This window comes from Cellulomonas sp. P2_B4, from assembly GCF_056404795.1.
Genome location: NZ_JBFUDI010000011.1, coordinates 21057 through 44638 on the forward strand (window position 1 = coordinate 21057; position 23582 = coordinate 44638).

Annotated in this window: 22 protein-coding genes; 12 read left to right on the plus strand and 10 right to left on the minus strand. The window is 71.9% G+C overall.

Features of this window, described 5'->3' with window-relative positions; all coding sequences use genetic code 11:
• Positions 1-15: 15 nt before the first annotated feature.
• The 5 genes from AC1DZC_RS16645 to AC1DZC_RS16665 form a co-directional block, all read right to left on the minus strand.
• Complete coding sequence (locus AC1DZC_RS16645; RefSeq protein WP_477044041.1) at positions 16-3195, minus strand: DEAD/DEAH box helicase; 3180 nt, start codon at positions 3193-3195, stop codon at positions 16-18.
• A gap of 536 nt (positions 3196-3731) precedes the next feature.
• A complete protein-coding gene (locus AC1DZC_RS16650; protein ID WP_477044121.1) occupies positions 3732-4628 on the minus strand; it encodes a siderophore-interacting protein in 897 nt (298 codons plus the stop codon).
• A gap of 72 nt (positions 4629-4700) precedes the next feature.
• Positions 4701-5597, minus strand: coding sequence for a pseudouridine synthase (locus AC1DZC_RS16655; RefSeq protein ID WP_477044042.1), 897 nt, complete (start codon positions 5595-5597; stop codon positions 4701-4703).
• Between the two features lie 25 nt (positions 5598-5622).
• Positions 5623-6102 carry a hypothetical protein gene (locus AC1DZC_RS16660; protein ID WP_477044043.1) on the minus strand — a complete coding sequence of 160 codons (480 nt, stop codon included), beginning with the start codon at positions 6100-6102 and terminating at the stop codon, positions 5623-5625.
• 68 nt (positions 6103-6170) lie between these two features.
• Positions 6171-7232, minus strand: coding sequence for a VIT1/CCC1 transporter family protein (locus AC1DZC_RS16665; RefSeq protein WP_477037829.1), 1062 nt, complete (start codon positions 7230-7232; stop codon positions 6171-6173).
• 123 nt (positions 7233-7355) lie between these two features.
• Between AC1DZC_RS16665 and AC1DZC_RS16670 the strand changes: the two genes are divergently transcribed.
• Positions 7356-7742, plus strand: a complete 387-nt coding sequence (locus tag AC1DZC_RS16670; RefSeq protein ID WP_477037828.1) for an ATP-binding protein — start codon at positions 7356-7358, stop codon at positions 7740-7742.
• Positions 7743-7765: 23 nt separating this feature from the next.
• Here AC1DZC_RS16670 and AC1DZC_RS16675 read toward each other — a convergent pair whose 3' ends face one another.
• The 4 genes from AC1DZC_RS16675 to AC1DZC_RS16690 all read right to left on the minus strand — a co-directional run bounded on the left by AC1DZC_RS16675 (position 7766) and on the right by AC1DZC_RS16690 (position 12012).
• Entirely contained in the window at positions 7766-8872 is a 1107-nt protein-coding gene (locus AC1DZC_RS16675; RefSeq protein ID WP_477044044.1) for a Gfo/Idh/MocA family protein, read from the minus strand.
• 39 nt (positions 8873-8911) lie between these two features.
• A complete protein-coding gene (locus AC1DZC_RS16680; RefSeq protein ID WP_477044045.1) occupies positions 8912-9379 on the minus strand; it encodes a hypothetical protein in 468 nt (155 codons plus the stop codon).
• 82 nt (positions 9380-9461) lie between these two features.
• Entirely contained in the window at positions 9462-11108 is a 1647-nt protein-coding gene (locus tag AC1DZC_RS16685) for an ABC-F family ATP-binding cassette domain-containing protein (RefSeq protein WP_477044046.1), read from the minus strand.
• Positions 11109-11154: 46 nt separating this feature from the next.
• Positions 11155-12012 carry an SDR family oxidoreductase gene (locus AC1DZC_RS16690; protein ID WP_477044047.1) on the minus strand — a complete coding sequence of 286 codons (858 nt, stop codon included), beginning with the start codon at positions 12010-12012 and terminating at the stop codon, positions 11155-11157.
• A 98-nt stretch (positions 12013-12110) separates the two neighbouring features.
• Here AC1DZC_RS16690 and AC1DZC_RS16695 point away from each other — a divergent pair, with 98 nt between their 5' ends.
• The 11 genes from AC1DZC_RS16695 to AC1DZC_RS16745 all read left to right on the plus strand — a co-directional run bounded on the left by AC1DZC_RS16695 (position 12111) and on the right by AC1DZC_RS16745 (position 23115).
• Positions 12111-12482, plus strand: a complete 372-nt coding sequence (locus AC1DZC_RS16695; RefSeq protein ID WP_477037823.1) for a winged helix-turn-helix transcriptional regulator — start codon at positions 12111-12113, stop codon at positions 12480-12482.
• A gap of 134 nt (positions 12483-12616) precedes the next feature.
• Positions 12617-14341: a DEAD/DEAH box helicase gene (locus tag AC1DZC_RS16700; RefSeq protein WP_477044048.1), complete on the plus strand. Its 1725-nt coding sequence runs from the start codon at positions 12617-12619 to the stop codon at positions 14339-14341.
• 39 nt (positions 14342-14380) lie between these two features.
• Positions 14381-16063: an alpha-amylase family protein gene (locus AC1DZC_RS16705; RefSeq protein ID WP_477044049.1), complete on the plus strand. Its 1683-nt coding sequence runs from the start codon at positions 14381-14383 to the stop codon at positions 16061-16063.
• Between the two features lie 116 nt (positions 16064-16179).
• A complete protein-coding gene (locus AC1DZC_RS16710) occupies positions 16180-17133 on the plus strand; it encodes an FKBP-type peptidyl-prolyl cis-trans isomerase (protein WP_477044050.1) in 954 nt (317 codons plus the stop codon).
• Positions 17134-17239: 106 nt separating this feature from the next.
• Complete coding sequence (locus AC1DZC_RS16715) at positions 17240-19276, plus strand: elongation factor G (RefSeq protein ID WP_477037819.1); 2037 nt, start codon at positions 17240-17242, stop codon at positions 19274-19276.
• A 128-nt stretch (positions 19277-19404) separates the two neighbouring features.
• Positions 19405-20358 carry an FKBP-type peptidyl-prolyl cis-trans isomerase gene (locus AC1DZC_RS16720; protein WP_477044051.1) on the plus strand — a complete coding sequence of 318 codons (954 nt, stop codon included), beginning with the start codon at positions 19405-19407 and terminating at the stop codon, positions 20356-20358.
• A gap of 73 nt (positions 20359-20431) precedes the next feature.
• Positions 20432-20788 (plus strand): nucleotide pyrophosphohydrolase, encoded by a 357-nt coding sequence (locus AC1DZC_RS16725; RefSeq protein ID WP_477044052.1) that lies wholly within the window; start codon positions 20432-20434, stop codon positions 20786-20788.
• Between the two features lie 28 nt (positions 20789-20816).
• Entirely contained in the window at positions 20817-21437 is a 621-nt protein-coding gene (locus AC1DZC_RS16730; RefSeq protein WP_477044053.1) for an L-threonylcarbamoyladenylate synthase, read from the plus strand.
• A gap of 6 nt (positions 21438-21443) precedes the next feature.
• Entirely contained in the window at positions 21444-21923 is a 480-nt protein-coding gene (locus AC1DZC_RS16735) for a TIGR00725 family protein (RefSeq protein ID WP_477044054.1), read from the plus strand.
• Positions 21917-22672, plus strand: coding sequence for a uracil-DNA glycosylase (locus AC1DZC_RS16740; RefSeq protein WP_477044055.1), 756 nt, complete (start codon positions 21917-21919; stop codon positions 22670-22672). The genes AC1DZC_RS16735 and AC1DZC_RS16740 overlap by 7 nt, the downstream gene beginning before the upstream one ends.
• 11 nt (positions 22673-22683) lie before the next feature.
• Positions 22684-23115 (plus strand): VOC family protein, encoded by a 432-nt coding sequence (locus AC1DZC_RS16745; RefSeq protein WP_477044056.1) that lies wholly within the window; start codon positions 22684-22686, stop codon positions 23113-23115.
• Here AC1DZC_RS16745 and AC1DZC_RS16750 read toward each other — a convergent pair.
• A complete protein-coding gene (locus AC1DZC_RS16750; RefSeq protein ID WP_477044057.1) occupies positions 23102-23581 on the minus strand; it encodes a DUF2510 domain-containing protein in 480 nt (159 codons plus the stop codon). The two genes, AC1DZC_RS16745 and AC1DZC_RS16750, sit on opposite strands and share 14 nt — an antisense overlap.
• Position 23582: the final 1 nt, after the last annotated feature.

Below are 23582 nucleotides of genomic sequence, written 5' to 3' on the forward strand. Positions count from 1 at the left end.
GGCGCAGTCGCGTCGTCAGGGCGAAGTCAGCACTTGGAAAGCGCCCTTCGTGATGGCACGGACGTAGGTTTCGGCGCCGGCGAGCAGGCGCAGTTGTTCCGTCGTGCAGGCTGCGGCACTAAGGCCAGGCTGGGCGATGACGGTGACAATGCGCGGGTACAGCTGCGGGGCGCGGCCGGCGAGTTGCAGCAGCGTGTCGAGATCGCCAACCTCGAACGCACTGCCGCCGGTTCGGCGGTAGTAGGCGCGGACTCGCCGGTTGAGGTGCGTGAAAAGGGGTAGCAGACTGTTTGAGCGCCACTTGGCACCCCGCATCGCCTGTCCGCACACCTCGTACAGATCTGCCACCCGTCCTCCGGGCCGGTCGCTCGTCGAGAACTTGCAGTGCACGAGAGTCACGACAAGCTCATCACCATCGACCCGAAGTCCCACGAGGTCAGCTGCCTCGCCGGAACGGTCGTCGTCGATCAGGACGTCGAAGTTCTGTTCCGCGCGCAGAACGGCGGCGACGTGTGCCTGGACGGAGTCGGCTCGGCGTTCTGGCCCTTGCGACTCGACCCGAATGTTCACCCCCGACCACGACAACGGCGTGAGGCGCTTCCGGTCGAACGGCTCGAGGTCGGAGCGCGCACGCAACACACGATCGTCACTGGTGATGAGCACGTCGTTGGACAGGAACAGCGTGGGCTTGTGGTTGTTCATCCAGTCAGCCAGCGGCACGACGCCGAACCGCCCGGTGTCGACGTCGATGTCGTCGCCAACGGCCTCATAGCGGAGCCCGTCGGCACTAGCCGTGGCGGTGTAGGCGACCTGCCATGCGGGTGTGACGACGGAGAAGAGGAACGGCCCGGTCTTCCCGTAGTCGTCGATGCGGAAGTCTGCGTCCAGAATCGGGAAGGTCATTTCGCCGTGGTGGAGTCGTGGGCCACCCGTCGCACCGAGGTACAGCTCCCACGGCCACTCCATTGCGAGCAGATGCTCGCCGGGTCGCTCGGTGAGAGCGACGGGGATGATCATGTCGCGGAAGACGAGCTGCAGGTCCACGGTGGAGTCCGTCAGCCGTGCGCCTTGCCGACGGCACCAGTCCCTCCAGGCGATCAGACCGGTGGCGGTGCTCATCGACCAGAACCGTCCGGACATGGCAGCGGCGATCGTGACGCTGTCTCCGCCATCGAACGCCTTCGCCGCGATGTGGGTGTTCGTCTTGTGACCGCTCTGCGCCTCGGTCAGCGCCGTCTCGACGTGGCTGCCGACGTACATCGAGAAGCGCGTGTCCCGGTCGACCGCGTCGAGCAGCCCGACGTTCGTCGGGATGAGCCGGTCGAGGCCACCGAACACGCGGAACGTGTTCGGGCCGGTGAACATCGTCGCGTCACCGCCGAGGACCGCGGTCGCGAGCGGTTCGTAGTCCTTGTGGGTGTCGGAGCCGTGGATGAACAGGAGCCCACAGCGGCGGTCAAGGAATAGGACGATCAAGTCGTAGGACACGTGCTGCAGTGTCGGCAGGTGGCCCCACCTCATGTCCTCGGTGTTCTGCACGACGCACCAGGCGATGTAATCGGCGCGGCTGACCGACACAACCGCGTCCATGATCCGGTCGCCGTAGACGTCGTGCGCCGCCAACGGGTTCCAGTCGGTGGCGTTCGTGCGGAAAGCGATGGCGCTCATCTTCGGCTGAAGGAGGCCGACGGGTACGTCGGGTGGTGCCGTGTCGAACGACGCGTCGAACTCGGAGACCTCTTCAGCGCGTGCGGACTCCCGGTCGGTGATGTCGCTCAGGACAGTGTTCCAATCGGCGTCCTCCCGCAGGAGCTGGCGCATCGGAGACAGCACCATCTGCGGCTCCTGCATGACAAAGACGCTCGCCGTCCCGACCGGCCGTGACGACGTGGTCCGCGCGACGCGACCAACGAGTTGGATCATCGGGCTCAGGGAGCGGCGCGGATCGTGGAAGGCAACGACCTTCAAGGTGGGCAGGTCGAATCCTTCGCCGAGCATGTCGACGCACACGATGATCCTGCTCGTGCCGTCGCGCAGTGCCGCGAGATTCGCCTTCGCGGTCTTCGGAGGCATCTTGTCGACGAGTTTTCGAGGGTTCAGGTCCCCCGCGAGACGGTCGTAGAGCGCAAGGACCTCGTCGGCGCGGCTCTTGTATGCGACGCGGGCGAGCATGACGTGGTCCAAGCCATCCGCCATGTCAGCCCGGAGCCGGGCGACCGCAGCAGTCGCGAGCTCTTCGTCGCTGTCCCCCAGGCCGACGACGGCCGTGAAGTCGATCTTGCTGAAGTAGCCGTCGCTCTGGGCTTCGCGTAGCGGGAACCGGAAGATCGTTCGCCCCGGCAGGGCACGGCCGTCGGCCCGGAACGGTGTCGCGGTGAACAGGAGCACCGGGCGATCGCCGAACGCGCGCACGATCTCTGTCCACGTGTCGGCGGGTGCGTGGTGCGCTTCGTCGACAACGAGGTGCGTGCACATCGCGAGTAACGCAGCACGCACCTCAGGCTCAGATGCGTGCAACGCCTGAGGCGTCGCGACGATGACGTTCGCCCCTTCGACAAGACGTGCCGCCTCGTCGGCGGACGCGACACCGTGACCAAGCCGCACCACACATGGACGAAAGGCAGAGGGGCTGACCACACCTGCGGACTGCAGGATCCCCAGGGACTCAAACTTCTCGGCGACCTGGTCACGCAGCACCGCGGACGGCACGATGACGAGCACCTTAGGTGGGCGTGCCGCCACCATCCACGCAACCATCGTCTCGGTCTTGCCGGTGCCCGTCGGCATCACCACGACCGCAGGACCAGTGACGCCGGACGACTGGTAGCCGATGATCGAGTGCAGCGCGGCCATCTGAGGGCGACGAAGGCCGGCGCCGTGCCCGGGCACTGCGAACGTAATCGCATCGACCCAGGAGCCGAGTACGACGCCCGGCGCGGTTGCCGAACGTGGGCCAGCCCAGGTGATCCTGCCGGTTGATCCAGCCAGCACAGGCAGAACGGCGGTCAGAGCACCGCGCTGCGAACCTGCCGCGCCTCGCGCAAGCGGCCAGGTCCCCCGACTGCTGCGAGCGATCTCGTCGCCTCCGGCTCGTTCAACGCTGATGTCATCGTGCTCGGGGACAAGCAACTGGCGTACTTCGTGCGCACCAACCTGGACCGGTGTTGCCCAGACATTGGGAGTCGAGTACGCCACGACACCTTCTCTGCTCGACGGGCGCAGTGTGCCTGCTGACCTGCGCGGATGTGACGATTCTTCTCGTCTCCAGACCACGAGTCCACGACCTGAGTCGCGCGGCGGCGAGCACATCACGCCACCCGCAGGTCAACCCGCCCCGCCTCGAGCGCCGAGACAACGGGCAACGACGCGCGCGACCTCGTCGCAGCCCGCGCAGGATTCAGGTCTGACTGCGCACCGCGCTCTGCACGTCACGTCACGTCGCACACGGGTCGCCAGCGACCGGACCGTACCCGCAGCCTGCCAGCGCAGCCCTGACGGTCGTCGAGGGTCAATCTGTCTCAACGGGCACGTCCAAGACCCCGTTGTCTCACCCGTCCCACGTTGGAGCCAGCGAAGCCTCACCGTCGCCAACACTCGGACCACCGAGACCGGGAGAGGCGGCAGTCATCCCACCATTCTCAAGAAGCTGCGGCACCACAGGCCTGTGACCTGCGGATTCTCAACTTGGGTGTCGGATTCTCACGTTCGGCAGATGCCGTCACGGGGCCAGCTCACGCGTCCTCGCGGCGGCCGGCCTTCCAGTAGCCCATGAACGCGACGGCCTTGCGGTCGACGCCGCACTCGCGGACCAGGTGACGGCGGAGGGTCTTGATGACGCCGGACTCGCCCGCGAGCCAGGCGTACAGGCCGACGGACGACGACAGGGCGACGCCGGCGTCGTCGACGGGGACCTCCCAGAGCAGGTGGTCCGGGACGTCCTCCAGCTCGGCGTCGGGGGCGGGCGCCTGGCCGGGCAGGAGGCGGGCGCAGGCGGCCTGGACGGCGGGGACCAGGTGCGTTCCGGTCGGGGCACCGTCGCGGCCGAACCAGCGGATCGACATCCCGGCGGGAGCGTCCAGACGGCGCTCGTCCACGGACAGCGGGACCTCCAGCAGCACCTCGCCGCGGGCGTCGGAGGGCAGGCGCTCGAGGATGCCGGTGATCGCGGGGAGCGCTGTCTCGTCGCCGGCCAGGAGCAGGCGGTCCAGGTGGGCGGGCGGGACGAAGTCGACGCCGCCGTGCGGGGCGGGCACCAGGGCGTTCGGGCCGTAGACGACGATCTCGTCGCCGATCGACGCCTGCGAGGCCCATCGGGTCGCAGGGCCGATGTCGCCGTGCAGCACCACGTCCACGTCGAGCTCGCGCAGCCAGGGGCGCACGCCGCGGGCCGTGTAGGTGCGCATCGGGTGGCGACGCTCCTCCGGGAGCGCCCGGTGGGCCTCCCACCAGTCCTCGCGGTCGCCGATCGTCAGGAGCTCGTCGTAGGGGACGCCGGGCAGCGGGAGGAAGAACTTGATCCGCTGGTCCAGGCCGTTGTCGGCGAACAGGTCGAGGTCCGGGCCGGTGAACGTGATGCGGCGCAGGCTCGGGGACAGCTCGGCGACGGCCGAGACCTGGACGACGAACATGCGCCACGGGAGCGTGAGGGCGGGTGCGTCGATCGTCACCAGGTGAGGTTAGCCTGCACTAACCCGAACCGCCTAGGCGAGCGGGATGTGACGGACGCTGCGGAACGTCCGGGCGGACCCGTCGACGGGGTCGGTGAACGCGAGCTCCCCGGCGAGCAGCTGCAGCGGTCGGCTGAAGTCGTCGACGTCGACCTCCAGCACCTCGGGATACAGCGGGTCGTCGACGATCGGGATGCCCAGGCCGAGCATGTGCACGCGCAGCTGGTGGGTGCGGCCCGTGCGGGGCGTCAGGCGGTAGACCCCGAAGCCGTCGACCGTGGACGCCAGCTCGATCCGCGTCTCGGCGTTGACCGGGGCGTCGGGCACCACGACCGCCTGCCACGATCCGCGGTCCTTGCGGATGTGGTTGCGGACGACGACCGGGAACGTCAGGTCGTCGCGCAGCGGCGCCAGCGCCCAGTAGGTCTTGTGCACCGCGCGGTGCTCGAACAGGGTCTGGTACGGCCCACGCCACCGCGCCTCCGTCGCGAGCATCAGCAGGCCGGACGTGACCCGGTCCAGCCGGTGCAGCGGGGACAGCTCGGGCAGGTCCAGCTCGGCGCGCAGCCGGACGACGACGCTCTGCATCACGTGCCGGCCGCGCGGGATCGACGACAGGAAGGCGGGCTTGTCGACGACCACCAGACGCTCGTCGCGGTGCACCACGTGGATCGCGGCCGTGACCTCCGGCTCGTCGCGCAGGTCGCGGTGGAACCACACGAACCGGTGCGGGACGAACGGGTCCTCGGCGTGCACCACGGCGCCGGCCTCGTCGACGAAGCACGCCCGAGCCAGCATGTCGGCGACGTCGACGTGGTCGGGCAGCCGCTCCCGGAGCCAGTCGCCCATCGTGAGCCACCCGCCGGCGGGAGTCCGCAGCCAGGCGGCGCTCAGGCCGTTCCGTGCCGGCAACGGCGATCTGGGGGGCACCCGCCGATGCTACGGGGCTGCAGACCTACGCCGACGGCTCGAACGTGTGCGACCAGAGCGTGGAACCGTCCGCGTTGAAGAACGTGAACCGGGCCTTCGGGGACTCGATCCCCATGCGGACCATCGCCGGGAACGCCTGCGTGTCGCACAGGTCCTGGAGCTGGCTCATCTGCGAGTCGAAGTACGGGGTGGCCTCCGCCGCGGAGAGCTGGTGAGCGAACACGTAGACGTACTCGAGCGTGTCCGGAGGGACCGCGCGGATCTGCACGTCGGAGTACACGCCCGGCGACGCGCGCATCGCGGCTGCGGTGGCCGGCTGGGCCTCCTTCACCGCGGCCTCGAGCGCAGCCGCGGGGTCGTCGCCGCACCCGCAGTCCTCGCCCGCGACGCCTCTCGCCGGACCGGTCACCGCGACCGGCGTCATGTGCGGCATCGGCGGCCCGGCCACCGGGTCGGGTACCGGCGCGCACCCCACCAGACCGACCAGCAGAACCGCCGTCAGCACAGCTTTCCTCGCCCCCATGCCGAAGCATCGGCGCCGCCGCCGCCCGAGTTGAGCGTGCGCGAGTGGGTCTACACCGTCGCTCCGAAGGCGAGGCCCAGCAGGTACGTCGCGGCCGCGGCTCCGAAGCCGATGCCGAGCTGGCGCAGCGCGCGCTTGCCGGGCGACGCACCCGAGAGCACGCCGACCGCGGCACCCGTGCCCAGCAGCGCAAGGCCGACGAGCCCAGCGGCCCAGGCGACCGCGTCCCAGCCGTCGAGCCCGAGCAGGTACGGCAGCACCGGGATCGCCGCGCCGGACGCGAAGAAGCAGAAGCTCGCCAGCGCGGCACCCATCGCCGACCCGACGGACTCGTGGTCGTCGACCACCTCGCCGGGCACCACCAGGGACGGTCGCGACGAGGTGAGCACCTGGACGGCTCGGGCCTCGGCATCCTCGACCGACAGGCCGCGCGCCCGGTAGACCAGCGCGAGCTCGTTGGCGTCGACGTCGAGGAACGGCAGCGCCTCCCCCGCCGCGACCCCGGGCCGGGACGCCTCCAACAGCTCGCGCTGCGAGCGCACCGACACATACTCCCCCGCGCCCATCGACAGCGCGCCGGCGAGCAGCCCCGCGAGCCCCGCGAGCAGGACGGCCTGCTGCGACGCCCCGGACGCGCCGATGCCGAGGATCAGGGCGAGGTTGCTGACCAGGCCGTCGTTCGCGCCGAACACCGCGGCGCGGAACGTGCCGGACATCTTGTTGCGGCCGCGCGTGGCCAGGCCGCGGACGACCTCCTCGTGGATGGCCTCGTCGGCGGCCATCGCCGGGGTCGCGTCGTCGTCGGCGTTGTAGGCCGACCGGGCCTCGGCGCGCTGCGCGAGGGCCAGCACGAACACCGACCCGAACCGGCGCGCCAGGAAGCCGAGCACGCGCGTGCGGACGTCGCCGCGGCGGGGGTGGCCGACCTGGTCGCCGAGCAGGTCGAGCCAGTGCTGCTCGTGGCGACCCTCCGCGTCCGCGAGTGCCAGCAGGATCTCGCGCTCCTCGCCGGTGCGGCGCGAGGCGATGTCGCGGTAGACGGCGGCCTCCGCGCGTTCGTCGGCGAGGTACTGCCGCCAACGGCGGATCTGGCTGCGAGAAGGCTCTGTCACCGGGCAATCCTCGCAGTCCCGATCACCCGGAACGGGCTCGAGAGCCGAGTTCGAGTTGCCGAATCAACAGATGTGAACAACCGTGGTCCGGGTCAACGGGATACCGCGGAGAGGAGACTGCCGATGTACGCCGAGACGGCCGTCGCCCCCGCGTTCTCCGCGATCGCGCCCGCACGGCACTGGGCCCGCGACCGGCTGACCGAGGCCGGCGTCACCGACGGCTCTCTCGACACGGCGATCCTGCTGGTCAGCGAGCTGGTGACCAACGCGGTCGCCCACGCCCGCCCGCCCGTGATCCTGCGCGTGCACGTCGACGAGGAACGCACGCGTGTCGAGGTCACGGACGGCGCCCAGCAGCTGCCGGTCGCCCTCGACCCACCGCCCACCGCGGTCGGCGGCCGCGGTGTGATGTTCGTCGACCGACTCGCCACGCGGTGGGGCACGATCCGCAACGCCGGGTCCAAAGCTGTGTGGTTCGAGCTGCGTCACGACGAATCCGTCACCGGCTGAGTTCGTACTTGTTCGTTTAGCCCTCAGGTCCAGGGCTGGGCGTCCACGTGCACGGTCTCGCCGGTGCGCGCGGCCTCCTCGATGGCCAGGCCGAGCAGGTGGTCGTGACAGCCCTCCGCGAGCGGGTAGGGCGGCTCGGCCTCGCCGCGCAGCCATGCGCCCGTGGCGTCGAGCAGGCCGGCGACCGCGATGTCCTCGTCGGACAGGCGGGCACCGTTGTACACGTTCCGGAAGAGGACCCGGCCGTCCAGGCTCAGGTGCTCGAGGTCGAAGCCGTCGAGGTTCTGCTCGATGCCGGCGACGCGGCGCTCGATGGTCGACGTGAGTACCGTCCGGTCGGCGGCCCAGCGCGTGAACGTCTGGTCGACCAGCTCACCCAGCGTGCCGCGGATCAGCAGCCGGTTGGTGCGCAGCGGGTTGTGCCACTGGTTGTCGGTGAAGTCGTACAGCGCGCTGCGGCCGTCTCCGAAGTCGAGGGTGGCCAGCGTGGTCGCGGCCGGCGTGGGGTCCGTCGCACCGGTCCAGCCGTCGCGGCTCAGCGGGTCGAGCAGGGGCGCGACGAACGACGAGGCCTTCACGGTGACCGGCCCCCGGCCCGTGCCCAGGAACCGCCGGATGAGGGCGACCGCGTGGTAGAGGTGCGTCGACGAGATCTGGACGTTCGTCGTCCGGCCCAGGATCTCGATCGAGGCGAGCCGCGCCGCGTGCACCGGGAGGAACGGGCTGTGCTCGGCCACCTGGACCAGCCCCGTCGAGCCGACGTCGGCCCACAGCTCGTGCAGGCCGTCCGCGTCGGGCGCCGGCGGCGTCTCGGCGAGCACGGGCACACCGAGCGCTACCACCTCGCGGATCACCTCGGGCGTCGCCGGCCAGGGCACCGACACGACGACGAACTCGGGGCGGTCGGGCGAGACGCCCGCACCGGCCACCGCTCCCGTGACCAGCTCCTCGACCGTCCGCACGGTCGGCACACCCCACGCGGCCTCGACCTCGGCGCCTCGTGCGGCGGACCGCGTCACCACGCCGACGCACTCGAACCGCTCGGGCAGGAGCCGGGCCATGCGCACGAAGAACTCGGCCCGCCACCCGCTGCCGACGACCCCGAAGCGGGTGGGTGCTGGCTGGTTCATGGACCGTCCTCGTCGTCGAGCAGCAGAGACGCCGCGAGCCTAACCCTGCGTCTGGACGAACCTCATCTCCCAGTTGAGGAGCCACGTGCCCCCGCCGTCCCAGGAGAACGACTGCTGCCAGCGGGGCGACGGCTCGGTCGTGAACCACTCGAACCGCACGTGCACGTCGGCGTCCCGGATCCGCTGGACCGCGTCGAACACGCCGTGCCCGTCGACGAACCTGCCGACCACGGGCTCGTCGAGCACCCCGGGCACCCGGTCGGAGCTCCACCAGATCCGCCACACGGCCTCGTCGGGCTCGAAGAGGCGCAGCGTGAGGCCCTCGAACGCGCCGAGGGGCGAGTCGGTGACGAACAGCCGGTCGACGTTGCCCCCCACCAGCACCGGCTCGCACGTGCCGCGTCCGTCGAACTCGATCCACTCCGTCCCGTCGGGGTCGGAGACGTCGCGCAGCCGCCGGTTGTGCACGTCCCACTCGCCGTGCAGAAAGTCGAAGTCGGTGATCATGCGGCCGACGCTACGGCCGACCTCCGACAGGGCGGACGACCGCGTACCGCAGCTGCCCCGACCACGGAGCGTCGCGCCCTTCTCAGTCGGCGGTGACCTCGGTGACCCGACCGTCCTCCACGTGCCAGCGGCGCGTGAGGCGGACCGTCTCCAGCATCCGCCTGTCGTGGGTGACCAGCAGGATCGTGCCCTCGAACGAGTCGAGCGCCTGCTCCAGCTGCTCGATCGCGGGCAGGTCCAGGTGGTTCGTCGGCTCGTCCAGGACCAGCAGGTTCACGCCGCGGGCCTGCAGGAGGGCGAGGGCGGCGCGGGTCCGCTCGCCCGGCGACTGCGAGGCCGCAGGGCGGTCCACGTGGTGCGTGCCGAGCCCGAACTTGGCCAGCAGCGTGCGGACGTCGGCGGTGCTCCACGACGGGACCTCGCGCGCGAACGCCGTCACCAGCGACTCCTGCCCCTCGAACGCCGCCCGCGCCTGGTCGATCTCGCCGACGAGGACGCCGGACCCGAGGTCGACGGCACCCTCGTCGGGACGCAGGCGTCCGAGCAGCAGCGCGAGGAGCGTCGACTTCCCCGACCCGTTCGGCCCGGTGACGGCGACGCGGTCCAGCCAGTCGAGCTGCAGCGTCACGGGTCCGAGCGTGAAGTCGCCGCGGGTGACGGTCGCGGCGCGGGCGACGGCGACGACGGAACCCGACCGGCCCGCCGACGCGATCGTCATCTGCAGCTGCCACTCCTTGCGCGGCTCCTCGACGACCTCGAGGCGCGCGATCATCTTGTCGGTCTGGCGCGCCTTGGCGGCCTGCTTCTCCGACGTCTCGCCGCGGAAGTGCTTGACGTGCTTGTCGTTGTCCGTGGCCTTGCGCCGGGCGTTGCGCACGCCCTTCTCCATCCATGCGCGCTGCATCCGCGCCCGCTGGTCGAGCGCGTCCCGCCGGGCCGCGTAGCCCTCGTACGCCTCGCGCGCCTGCCGTCGGGCGATCGAGCGCTCCTCCAGGTAGGAGTCGTAGGACCCCCCGTACATGCTGACCTTCTGCAGGCTGCGGTCGATCTCGACGACGGCTGTGACCGTGCGGCTGAGGAACTCGCGGTCGTGGCTCACGACGACGATCGGTGCGTCCGACCGGTCGACGAACTCCTCGAGCAGGTCCAACCCCTCGGCGTCGAGGTCGTTGGTGGGCTCGTCGAGGAGGTACAGGTCGTACCGGGACAGCAGCAGCGCGGCGAGACCCACCCGGGCCGCCTGGCCGCCCGACAGCGACGCCATCGTCTGGTCGAGGTCGACCGTCAGGCCGAGGTCGTCGGCCACCGTGCCCAGGCGTGCGTCGAGGTCGGCGCCGCCGAGCGCGAGCCAGGCCTCCAGGGCGTCGGAGTAGACGACGTCCGCGCCCTCGACGCCGGCGCCCAGGGCGTCCGCGGCCGCGTCCATCGCCTCGGACGCGGGCCCGACGCCGGTGCGCCGCTCGAGGTGCTCGCGCACCGACTCGCCCGGCAGCCGCTCGATCTCCTGCGCCAGGTAGCCGAGCTGGGCGTGGTGCGGGGACACCGACACGGCGCCCTGGTCGGGGGCGCGGCGGCCGCCGAGGATCTGCAGCAGCGTCGACTTGCCCGCGCCGTTGGGCCCGACGAGCCCGATCACGTCACCGGGTGCGACGACGAGATCGACCCCGTGGAACAGCTCCCGATCCCCGAACCCGGCGCCTACGCCCTTCGCCTGCACCGTCGCACTCATGGGCGCCATCCTCTCCCGAAGGAGGGACGGCGCCCACCGCGTTTTCTCAGACGTTCGCGGGGACCAGCGGGCGCAGCCCGTCGACGAGCGGCGTGGTCGGGCGGCCGATCAGCGCACGCAGGTCGGACGTCGCGTCACCGAGCACGCCGGCGCGGATGTCGGCATCGAGGCTGGTGAGGAACCAGACCGCACCCTCGTCGACCCCCGCGGACGCGAGGATCGCGCGGTGCTCGTCGGTGCTCACGTTCGACACCTCGACCGGGCGGCCGAGCACCTCGGCCGCGGCCGCGGCGAACTCGTCGGCGGTCCAGGCGACATCGCCCGAGAGCTCGTAGACGCGGCCGTCGTGCCCGTCGGTGGTCAGGACGACCGCGGCGGCCGCGGCCAGGTCCGCGCGCGCCGCGGAGGCGACGCGACCGTCGCCCGACGACGTCAGCAGGACACCGGTCGAGGCCAGCTGCGCCAGTGTCGGGGCGTAGTTCTCGTGGTACCAGTTGTTCCGCAGGATGGTCCACGCCAGGCCGGACGCCTGCAGGGCCTCCTCGGTGGCCTTGTGCTCGGGCGAGAGGGTCCACTCCACGTCGGACACCTTGGGCGCGCTGGTGTAGACGACCCGGCGGACCCCGGCCGTGCGGGCGGCCTCGATCGCGTTCGTGTGCTGCGCGACGCGGTTGCCCGGCTCGCTCCCGGAGACCAGGAGCACGGTGTCGGCACCGGCGAACGCGGCGAGCAGCGTCTCGGGGGCGTCGAAGTCGGCGACCGCGTACGGCACCCCGAGGTCGGCGAGCCGCTCGGTACGGCGGCCGGTCGCGACGATGTCGGCGGCGGGGACGCCCGACGCGAGCAGGCCCTCGACGACGAGACGGCCGAACTGACCGGTGGCTCCGGTGATGACGACGGACATGGTGGTTCCTCCAGGGAGAGTGCGATCGCTCGTCACAACCGGGAGCTCGTCCCGTACGTTCCCTGTGGTGGGTACCCACCTTCGAGTAGGGTACGCACGTGACGGTTAGTAGCGAGGTCAGCGTCCTGCAGCGCATTCAGGCCGAGGGTGCGCTCACCATCGCGTGCCCCAGCCGCACGGTGCTGGACCACGTGACCAGCAAGTGGGGCGTCCTGCTGCTGGTCTTCCTGTCCGACAAGAGCATGCGCTGGGGCGAGCTGCGCACGGCCGTCGAGGGCATCAGCGAGAAGATGCTGGCGCAGAACCTGCGCACCCTGGAGGCCGACGGGCTGGTGCACCGCGAGGTCACCGCGAGCGTGCCGCCGCGGGTGGACTACTCGCTCACGCCGCTCGGCCGCGACCTCGTCGACCGGCTCCTCCCGCTGATGGAGTGGATCGTGGACAACGCGGACGACATCGTCGGATCGTGATGTTTCCGCGGTGCTCTGACACCCGGTTCGTGACAGAGCAGACACCGAACGGACTGAACTCGGGCCTCTGACGTGCCGACAGATGAGGTAGACGCCTCACAAGCGGCGTCCCCGAGCCGACGGACGAAGGCACCGTGACGACACCGAGTGACGCGCTGTACGCCGCGCTCTGTGCGCGGGCGCCACAGACCACGAGGGAGCTGACGCGCGGCCTGGCGCGCCTCGGCCAGCGGCTGCTGCTCTCGTCGGACGTCGAACGGCTGCTCGCTGCCGACCCCCGGATCCGCAAGGACGGCAGCCGGCCCGTGCGCTGGCGTGCGCTGCCGATCGGGCAGTCGAAGCCCCTGGCCGGCCCACCCACGCCCAAGAAGTCGCCGCCCGCCGTCCTGCCCCGGCGCACGGAGACGGCGCGCTCGCTGCAGCTCCTCGACGAGGGCACGGTCGTCGCCCGCGTCTCCCCGGTCGCCGCGTTCTGGGGGCAGCCCGTGTCGATCACGGCCGAGGCCGTCACCCCCGAGCCCGTCCTGGCCGCGGAGGTGCCGGCCGTTCGTCGGCCCCCGCTCCCGCCCGGCAGCACGCCGCGGTACGTCGGCCCGCGCCTGCGGCCGTGGCAGGGTGACGCCCTCGACGGGTGGCTCGCGCACAAGCGCCGCGGCATCGTGCAGTCCGTCGCGGCCACCGGGCGCTCCGGCGTCGGCGTGCTGGCGGCCTGGGACGGCGTCACGCGCGGCGAGAAGGTCCTCGTGCTGGTCCGCACCACGGACCTCCAGGAGCAGTGGCTGCACACGCTGGAGCTCCAGCTGCCCGGGCTGTCGCTCGGACGTCGCGGCGACGGCACCCACCACACGTTCGACGACTGCGACGTGCTCGTCTCGCTCGCGTCCGCCGCGGCCGACGACCTCCTGCCCGAGGGCGTGCACGGCCTGCTCATCGCCGACGAGGTCCACCGCTTCGGCTCGAGCGCCCTCGCCCCGACGCTCGCCGACAAGTACCGCGCCCGCCTCGGGCTCTCGGTGTCGCTCGAGGGTGCCGACGAGGACCTGCTGCCCTACTTCGACGCGGTGCTCGACGGCTGCGACCTGCGCCGCGGCCGGGACGACTCCGAGATCGCCCGGTTCCGCGTCGGCCTGGTGCCGGTCGAGCTGCTGCCCGACGAGCGCGACGAGTACCGCGAGCTGAGCCTGCGGATCGAGCAGCTCGCCGCGCGCCTCGTCGCGACGCACGGCTGCCAGCCCGAGACGTTCCTCGACGACATCGCCCGGCTGCAGGCGGGCTGGTCCGAGCGCCCCGACGCGGCGACGGACGCGAGCGCGTACCTGCGTGCCGTGAGCGCGCGCCGGCTGGTGGCCGCAGGGTCCGTCGCGAAGCTCGAGGCCCTCCCCCGGCTCGCGCCGACGCTCGGGCGGCACGCACGCAGCCTGGTCTTCACGCACTCCGCGACCGACGCCGAGCTGGCCGCGACGGTGCTGCAGGACAACGGCGTCGACGCCGAGCGGTTCCCGCACGGACGCCCGCTGGACGCCCGGCTCGCGACGATCCGCGACCTGCGCGTGGGCGAGCTGCGCGCACTGACCGCGCACCGGCCGCTGGCGACGGGCGCCGAGGTGCCGGCGGTCACCACCGTCGTGCTCCTGGCGGGCACGCGCACGGGCCGCCAGCTGGTCGAGCGCGCCGACCCCGCGCTGCACCCCAACCGCTCCGACACCGTCGTCACGCTGCTCGTCGTGTACGCCCGCGACACCGTCGAGGACCCGGGCCAGGGCCACCTGAACGACCTGGTGGACTCGGCGACCGAGGTCCGCACGTTCGGTATCGACACCGCGAGCGCGACGATCGCCGCCTGGTCCGTCGGCCTCTAGCCCGCGCGGTCCGTCGAGACCTCCTGTAGAACCGAGCGCGTGAGGATCCACGACACCGGCGACCTGTGGTGGAAGAACGCCGTCATCTACTGCCTGGACGTCGAGACGTTCATGGACTGGAACGACGACGGCGTCGGCGACCTGCCCGGACTCGCGCAGCGGATCGACCACCTCGCGGACCTCGGTGTGACGTGCCTGTGGCTCATGCCGTTCTACCCGACGCAGGACTACGACGACGGCTACGACATCTCCGACTTCCTCGGCGTCGACCCGCGTCTGGGCGACGTCAGCGACCTCGTCGAGGTGATCCGGACGGCGCGCGACCGCGGCATCCGCGTGATCGCGGACCTCGTCGTGAACCACACCTCGTGGAAGCACCCGTGGTTCCAGGAGGCGCGCAAGAGCACCGACAACCCCTACCGCGACTTCTACGTGTGGCGCTCCGACAAGCCCCCGTCCACCAAGGACAAGGTCGTCTTCCCCGACAAGGAGACGGGCATCTGGACCAAGGACGACGCGACGGGCGAGTGGTACCGGCACACGTTCTACCACCAGCAGCCCGACCTCAACTCGGCGAACCCGCAGGTCAGGGACGCGATCGCCAAGGTGATCGGCTACTGGGCGGAGCTCGGGCTGAGCGGGTTCCGGGTGGACGCGGTGCCGTTCATGCTGGCCGACGCCGCCAACACCCCGGGCGACGACGTGGTGCACAAGCACGACTTCCTCAAGGAGCTGCGCTCGTTCCTCACCCGGCGCGTCGGCGACGCGATCCTCATGGGCGAGGTGAACCTCCCGTACGCGGAGCAGCGCGAGTACTTCGGCGGCGAGACCGCGGACAGCGACGAGCTGACTCTGCAGTTCGACTTCATCGGCATGCAGAACCTCTACCTCGCGCTGGCCCGGCAGGACGCGTCGCCGATCGCCGAGGCCCTCACCCAGCGGCCCGAGATCCCGCACGACGCCCAGTGGGCCACCTTCGTCCGCAACCACGACGAGCTGACGCTGGACAAGCTCTCCGACGACGAGCGTCAGGAGGTGTTCGACGCGTTCGGCCCCGACCCCGGCATGCAGCTCTACGGGCGTGGCCTGCGACGCCGCCTGCCGACGATGCTCGGTGGCGACCCGCGCCGGATCCGGATGGCCTACTCGCTGCTGTTCTCGCTGCCGGGGACGCCTGTCCTGTTCTACGGCGAGGAGATCGGGATGGGCGAGAACCTGGCCGCCGAGGGGCGGATGGCCGTCCGGACGCCCATGCAGTGGACGGCGGGCCGCAACGGCGGCTTCTCGCGCGCCACCCCCGGGAGGCTGCCCGGGCCGGTGACCACCGGCGGGTTCGCGCCCGAGCACGTCAACGTCGCCGACCAGCGTCGGGACCCGGAGTCGCTGCTCAACTTCGTGCAGCTGCTGATCCGGCGCTACCGCGAGAGCCCGGAGCTCGGCTGGGCGTCGTCGCCGGAGATCCTGGAGCAGCCCCACGCGGCGGTCCTGGCGCACCGCAGCACGTGGGGCGACGGGTCGACGATCACGCTGCACAACCTCGGCGACGAGGCCGTCGTGGTGCCGCTGCGCTTCGCGGACTGCGACGACACCGTCCGGCTGGTCGACCTCCTGCAGGACGGCGACTGCACGATCGACGCCCGCGGTCGGACCGAGGTGGAGCTCGGCGCATACGGCTACCGCTGGCTGCGCGTGGTGCGGGTGGACGACCGACGCCTGCTCTGACGCGCGGACACACCGGTATCAAGGGGCAGTCCGCTCAGCGGGCTCCCAGCAACCTCGGCTAGCGTTCCGACGGCCACCGCCGCCTCGGGCGGGCACCGACCCAGACGGAGACACCCGTGCGACGACCGACCATCGCCCGCCGCGGCCTCGCAGCCGCAGCGCTCGCCCTGGCCCTCGGCCTCACCCTGTCCGCCTGCTCCGGCGACTCCACCGACGGCGACAGCCCCACGGCGTCCCCGACCGCGTCGTCCGACCCGGCGGCGGACGCCGACGCCGCCGCGGTCGCGAAGATCACGGTGACCGGAGACCCGGGCGTCGAGCCCGTCGTGACCCTGCCGAGCACGCCGTTCAACGTGACGACGCGCGTGGTCAAGGTGGTCGAGCCCGGCACCGGCGCGACGATCGAGGACGGCCAGCTGCTCACGATCCGGTCCGTCATCATCTCGGGCGCCGACGGCACGGCCACGCAGTCGACCTACACGACCGCCCCGGACGAGCTGATCCTCAACTCCGACCTCGGCGAGCTGCAGGACCTGCTCGTCGGCGAGAAGGTCGGCGTCCGCTTCGTCATCGCCGTCCCGCCGCAGTCGGCCGACGACCCGACGACCCAGGTGACCGCCGCCGAGATCGTGGACGCCAAGACGATCCCGACCCGCGCGTCCGGCACCCCGGTCACGCCGGCCCCCGGCCTGCCGACCGTGACGCTCGACGCCGACGGCAAGCCGACCATCACCCCCGCGACCGGTGCCGCGCCGACCACCCTGGTCGCGCAGCCGCTGATAGCGGGCACGGGCGCACCCGTCACCGCGGACCAGACGCTCATCGTCAACTACTCGCTCGCGCTCTGGGACGGCACCGAGGTCCAGTCCACGTGGGAGGACGGGAAGACCGCCCAGTTCCCGCTGAGCAGCGTCATCCCGGGCTGGCAGGAGGGCCTCGTCGGCCAGCCCGTCGGCAGCCAGGTGCTGCTCGTGGTGCCGCCGGACAAGGGCTACGGCGCCAAGGAGTCGGACACCATCCCGGCCAACTCGACCCTCGTCTACGTGGTCGACATCCTCGCCGCCTACTGACGCACGTCTCCTCCGACGAGCCCGGGGCGCCTCTGGCCGCCCCGGGCTCGTGGCTTTCGTCGACCGTGGCTAGGGTGGCTTCCACAGGCCTGACCGGGAGACGCCGATGGCAACGACGCCGAGGATCCGCACGGTGGCGCTGCTGGGCGCCGCGGGATCAGGGAAGACCACCCTCACCGAGGCCCTCCTGCACCGAGCGGGCGTCCTGACGCGCGTCGGTCGGGTAGAGGACGGCTCGACGGTGACCGACCACGAGCCCGAGGAGATCGCGCGCGGGCAGTCGCTCGCGCTGGGCGTCGCCCCGTTCGAGTGGACCACCGCGCACGGCACGTACGACGTCACTCTCCTGGACGCACCCGGCTCGGCGGACTTCGCCGGCGCCCTCGACGCCGCCGTCTCCGCCGCGGACCTGGCACTGGTCGTGGTCAGCGCGGTCGACGGGGTCCAGGCCGGGACGCACGCCGCCTGGCGGGCGGCGGACGAGGCGGGGCTGCCCCGGATCGTCGTCGTGACCAAGGAGGACAAGGCGCGCGCCGACTTCCGGCACGTGCTGACCGACCTGCGCGCAGCCTTCGGCGACGGGCTCGTCCCGCTGGAGCTCCCGCTCGGCGAGGAGACCGCGTTCACGGGCGTCGCCGACGTGCTCACCGAGGAGGGCCTGGCCTACGACGCCGACGGCCGGCACCACGTCGAGCCGCTCGGGGCCATCGCCGACGAGGAGCACCGCCTGCACGACGAGGTCACCGAGGAGATCGTCACGCACGACGACGAGCAGCTCGAGCGGTACCTGTCGGGCGACGTGCCGTCCGTCGACGAGCAGCTGACGACGCTCGCGCACGAGGTCCTCGCACGGGAGGCGTTCCCGGTGCTCGTCGTCTCGGGCGTCACCGGGGTCGGCGTCGACCGGCTCGCCGACCTGCTGTGCGACCTCGGACCGGATCCCAGCGACCGGTCCGTCGTCATCGGGACGCGCGAGCTGCCGGTCAAGCCCGACCCCACCGGTCCCGCACTCGTGCACTGCTTCCGCACGCTCGCCGACCCGTTCGTCGGCCAGGTGACCCTGTTCCGCGTGCTCAGCGGCACGGTCCGCCCGGGCGACAGGCTGGTCAACACGACCACCCACACCGAGGAGCGCGTGCCGGGGCTGTTCCGGCTGCGCGGCAAGGAGCACCTGCCGCTCGACTCGGTTCCGGCCGGGCGGATCGGTGCGGTGGCCAAGCTCACCGGCACGCCGTCCGGCTCTCTGCTCGCCGACCGCACGGGACCGGGCGCGTCCGCGACGATCCCGCAGCGCCAGCGCGAGCCGGTGTTCGGGTTGTCGCTGGAGCCGGTGAGCCAGTCCGACGACGACCGCCTCTCCGCCGCACTGGGCCGCCTGACCGCCGAGGACCCGACGCTGTCCGTCTCGCGGGAGGGCGACCACACCGTCCTGCGCGGGCTCGGCGACACCCACCTCGCCGTGGCGCTCGAGCGGCTCGCGCGCGTGTTCGGCGTGCACGTCAGCACGTCGCCGGTGCCCGTCGGCTACCGCGAGACCATCCGCAGGCCCGTCGAGGCGGAGGGCAAGGTCAAGAAGCAGTCGGGCGGGCACGGGCAGTACGCGGTGGTGCAGCTGCGGGTCTCGCCGCTGCCGCACGGGTCGGGGTTCGAGTTCGTCGACGCGATCGTCGGCGGAGCGATCCCGCGCACCTACGTCCAGGCCGTGCACAAGGGCGTGGCCGAGGCGATGGCGGCGGGCGGGCCGCACGGCTACCCCGTGGTCGACCTGCGCGTCGAGGTCTACGACGGCAGGTCGCACTCGGTGGACTCCTCCGAGATGGCGTTCCGGACCGCCGCCGGGCTGGGCGTGCGCGAGGCGCTGCAGAGCGCGGGCACGACGGTCCTCGAACCCATCAGCCGGGTCGCCGTCACCGTCCCGACGACGGCCCAGGGCGACGTGATGAGCGACCTGTCCGCGCGCCGCGGTCACATCAGCGCGACGACGTCGCTCGACGACGGCACGGTGCTCATCGAGGCCTCGGTGCCCGAGGCCGAGCTGGCGCGCTACGTCCTCGACCTGCGCTCGCTGACCGGCGGACGCGGCGAGCTGTCGATGGAGCCGGACCGCTTCGAGGTGTGCCCGGACCACCTCGTTCCCGCGTAGATCCCGCGAAGTTCCCGCGTAGATCCGGTCCACCGACCGGTCGGACTCAGCGCGCTCCCAGACAACTCGCGTACCGTTCCTGCGTTCCGCCGTCCCGGGCGTGGACCCGAAACGACGGAGGACTTCCCGTGCGCCGACACCGCACCGCACGTCGCGGCATGGCCGCCGCGGCCCTCGCCCTGACCCTGGGCCTCTCGCTGGCCGCCTGCTCCGGCGACTCGGGCGACGACCCGTCGTCGTCCCCGAGCGCCTCGACGGGTGCCGACGCCGCCGCCGACCAGGCCGCCCTCGCGGACGTCAAGGTCGAGTTCACCGACGCGACGACCAAGCCCACCATCACCCTGCCCGGCACCCCCTTCACGGTGACCACTCCCGTGATCGACGTCCGCGAGCCCGGCACCGGCGAGGAGATCAAGGAGGGCCAGGCCATGGAGATCCAGCTCGTGGCCGTCTCCGGCAAGGACGGCTCGGAGCTGCAGGAGACGTACTCCGCCAAGCCCGAGAACGTCGGGCTCGACGCCGACTTCATCTTCCACGACGACTTCGCCGGCCAGAAGGTGGGCACGCGCTTCGTGTTCGCCGTGCCCGAGCAGTCCGCGGGTGCCGGTTCCGCCGTCATCGCCGGTGAGGTCGTCGGCGTGCACGACGTCCCGACCCGCGCGTCGGGCGAGGCCGTCGCCCCGGTGCCCGGCCTGCCGACCGTCACGCTGGACGACACCGGCAAGCCGTCGCTGACCCCGGCCACCGGGACGCCGCCCACCACGCTCGTCGTGCAGCCCCTGATCAAGGGCACGGGCCCGGCGGTCGTCGCCGGTCAGACGGTGACCGTCAAGTACACCGGCTGGCTCTGGGACGGCACGCAGTTCGACTCCTCGTGGGACCGCGGCGCCACCTTCCCTGTCGAGAACGTCGGCCAGGCCGCCGTCATCGCCGGCTGGAACGAGGGCCTCGTCGGCCAGACCGTCGGCAGCCAGGTCCTCATGGTGATCCCGCCGGACAAGGGCTATGGCGACCAGGCGCAGGGCGAGATCCCCGCCGGCTCGACGCTGGTGTTCGTGGTGGACATCCTCGAAGCCTCCTGATCGGCCGCTGATCGCCGACGAACCCCTCGGGCTCCTGCCCGGGGGGTTCGTCGCGTTCTGAGAGGCTGGGGTCGTGACCGAGGAACGAGAGATCGCCCAGCTGACCCGGCTGGTCCGGGAGTTCAGCACCGAACGCGAATGGCAGCAGTTCCACGACCCGAAGTCGGTGATCCTGGCGCTCGTCGGCGAGGTCGGTGAGCTCGCCGAGCTGTTCCAGTGGGTGCCCGCCGACGAGGCCGTCGCGCGGTTCGCCGCACCGGACCGGCACGCGCGCGCCGCCGAGGAGATGGCCGACATCCTCGTCTACCTCGTCTGCCTGGCGGACGTGCTCGGCGTGGACCTGGGGTCGGCGGCTCGCGCCAAGCTGGCCGACTCCCACCGCCGGTTCGCTGCCGACGAGGTCCGCGGGGTCGCGCCCGACAAAGCTTGACCCCGCTCGCGCTACTACTGTCGATCCCATGGCGCGCTACTTCGACGTCCACCCCGAGAACCCCCAGCCGCGGCTGATCGCGCAGGTGGTAGAGCTGCTGCGCAACGACGCGCTCATCGCCTACCCGACCGACTCCTGCTACGCGCTCGGCTCGCGGATGGACAACCACGACGGGGCCGACCGCATCCGGCAGATCCGGCGTCTCGACGACAAGCACCACTTCACGCTCGTCTGCGCCGACTTCGCGCAGCTGGGTCAGCTGGTGCAGCTGGACAACAGCGCGTTCCGGGCGATCAAGGCCGCCACCCCCGGGCCGTACACCTTCATCCTCCCGGCCACGCCCGAGGTGCCCAAGCGGCTGGCGCACGCGAAGAAGCGGTCGATCGGCGTGCGCATCCCGAACCACCCCGTGGCGATGGCGATCGTGCGCGAGCTCGGCGAGCCGCTGCTGTCCAGCACCCTGCTGATGCCCGGCGCCGAGTGGCCGATGGTCGAGGGCTGGCAGATCAAGGAGGAGCTCGACCTCGTGCTCGACGCGGTGGTCGACGCCGGGGACTGCGGCATGGAGCCGACGACGGTCGTCGACTTCACCGACGGCGCGCCCGAGGTGGTCCGCGTGGGCGCGGGTGATCCGTCGAGGTTCGAGTAGCACGCCGTGGCGTACGTGGGGGTGGTCGGGCCGTCGGACCCGGGTGCCGACGAGCTTCAGGACGCGCTCGTGCTCGGGCGCGGGCTCGCCGAGCGCGGGCACGTTGTGGTCTGCGGCGGGCTGGGCGGTGTCATGGCGGCGGTGTCGCGCGGCGCGTCCGAGGGCGGCGGGGTGGTCGTCGGACTGCTCCCGGGCTCGTCCAGGGGCGACGCGAACCCGCACGTCACGGTCGCGATACCGACCGGGCTGGGCGAGCTGCGCAACGGGTTGCTGGTGCGCTCGTCGGACGTGGTGGTGAGCGTGGGGGGCTCGTGGGGGACGCTCAGCGAGGTCGCGCTCGCCGTGCGGACCGGCGTCCCCGTGATCGCGCTGAACGGGTGGGACCTGCCGCCCGGACCGCGCCCGGTGTCCTCCGTGGCCGAGGTCCTGTCCGCCCTGGACGCGCTGCCGGACGCGCCGCGGCTTCGCGACGAGGGTGCATGGTGAGCAGGGTGACCCTCGACGGTCCGGCGGACGTGGTGCGTGCCGCGGCGGCTGCGGCGGACGTCGCCGCGCTCGACGCCGTCGTTCCGCAGTGCCGGGCGTGCCCGCGGCTGGTCGCGTGGCGCGAGCTCGTCGGCGTCGAGAAGCGGGCCGCGTTCCGCGACGAGACCTACTGGGCGCGCCCGGTGCCGGGCTTCGGCGACGCACGGGCGCGCGTCCTCGTCGTCGGCCTCGCGCCCGCCGCGCACGGCGCCAACCGCACGGGCCGGATGTTCACCGGCGACCGCTCGGGCGACTTCCTGTTCGCGGCGATGCACCGCACGGGGTTCGCGTCGCAGGCCACCTCCACGTCCCGCGACGACGGCCTGACGCTCACCGACGTCCGGGTGACCGCGCCGGTCCGCTGCGCGCCGCCCGCCAACGACCCGACCCCCGAGGAGCGCCGCACATGCGGCCCGTTCCTGGCGCGCGAGCTGGACCTGCTGAGTCCGGCGGTGGTCGTCGTTCTGGGCGCGTTCGGCTGGCAGGCCCTGCTCAGCACGCTCGCCGAGCAGGGCTGGACCGTCCCGACACCCCGACCCCGCTTCGGGCACGGCGCCGAGGTGGTCCTCGGCCATCCCGTGATCGGGTCGCTCACCGTGCTCGGCTGCTTCCACGTGAGCCAGCAGAACACCTTCACCGGACGCCTCACGCCGCAGATGCTCGACGCGGTCCTCCTGCGCGCGCGGGCGCTTGTCGGACCCTCTGGCTAGCGTCGTCGCCCATGGAGATCTCGTTCGTCGCCGGGTTCGGTCCGATCACGCGTGACGCGGGTGCGGCCCGCGCGTTCTGGGAGGACGGGCTGGGCATCCCGCTCGAGGAGCCGGCACCCGGCTACCTGACCAACGACTCCCTCGAGGGCGTCAAGGCGTTCGCGCTGTGGCCGCTGACCCAGGCGGCGCAGTCCACCTTCGGCAGTCCCGACTGGCCGGCCGACCTGCCCGTCCCGCAGGCGTGGCTCGAGCTCGACGTCGCCTCGGCCGACGCGGTGGTGGCGGGGGTCGCGGAGCTCGTCGCGAAGGGCCACCGGCTGCTGCGCGACACCACCGAGGAGCCGTGGGGGCAGACGACGTCGCGGCTGCTGAGCCCGGAGGGCCTGCTGGTCGGTGTGACCTACACGCCGTGGCTGCACGGGAAGCCGGTCACGTCACCGTGAGGACGACGAGCCCGGCCAGGGAGGCGAGAGCGCCCACGACGATGGCGAAGATCGAGCGCCCCGACCCGTGGCCACCGGCGCGCGCCTGACGCAGGCCGAGGATGCCCAGCGCGATCGCGACCGGACCGAGGATCCAGAAGAAGAGGGCCGCCAGGCCGACGTAGCCCGCGACGATCGACTGCCAGGAGCGACCGACCGGGACGATCCAGTGCAGCAGCTCGCCCGGGCCGTCCCCCTCCTCCTGCGACCGCGGGTGCGGCGGGTACCCGTAGCCGTAGGGCATTTGCTGCCCCGGGTGGCCGTAGGGCGTCATCGGCTGTCCCGCGTACGAGGGCGGAGCGCCCACCTGGCCGGGCGGCGCGAAGGACGGTGCGGGTGCCGTGTAGGCGGTCCAGTCCCGACCGTCGAACCACCGCAGCCCGCCGGGGTTGGTGTTGTCGTCGTACCAGCCAGGTGCGGTGTTCATC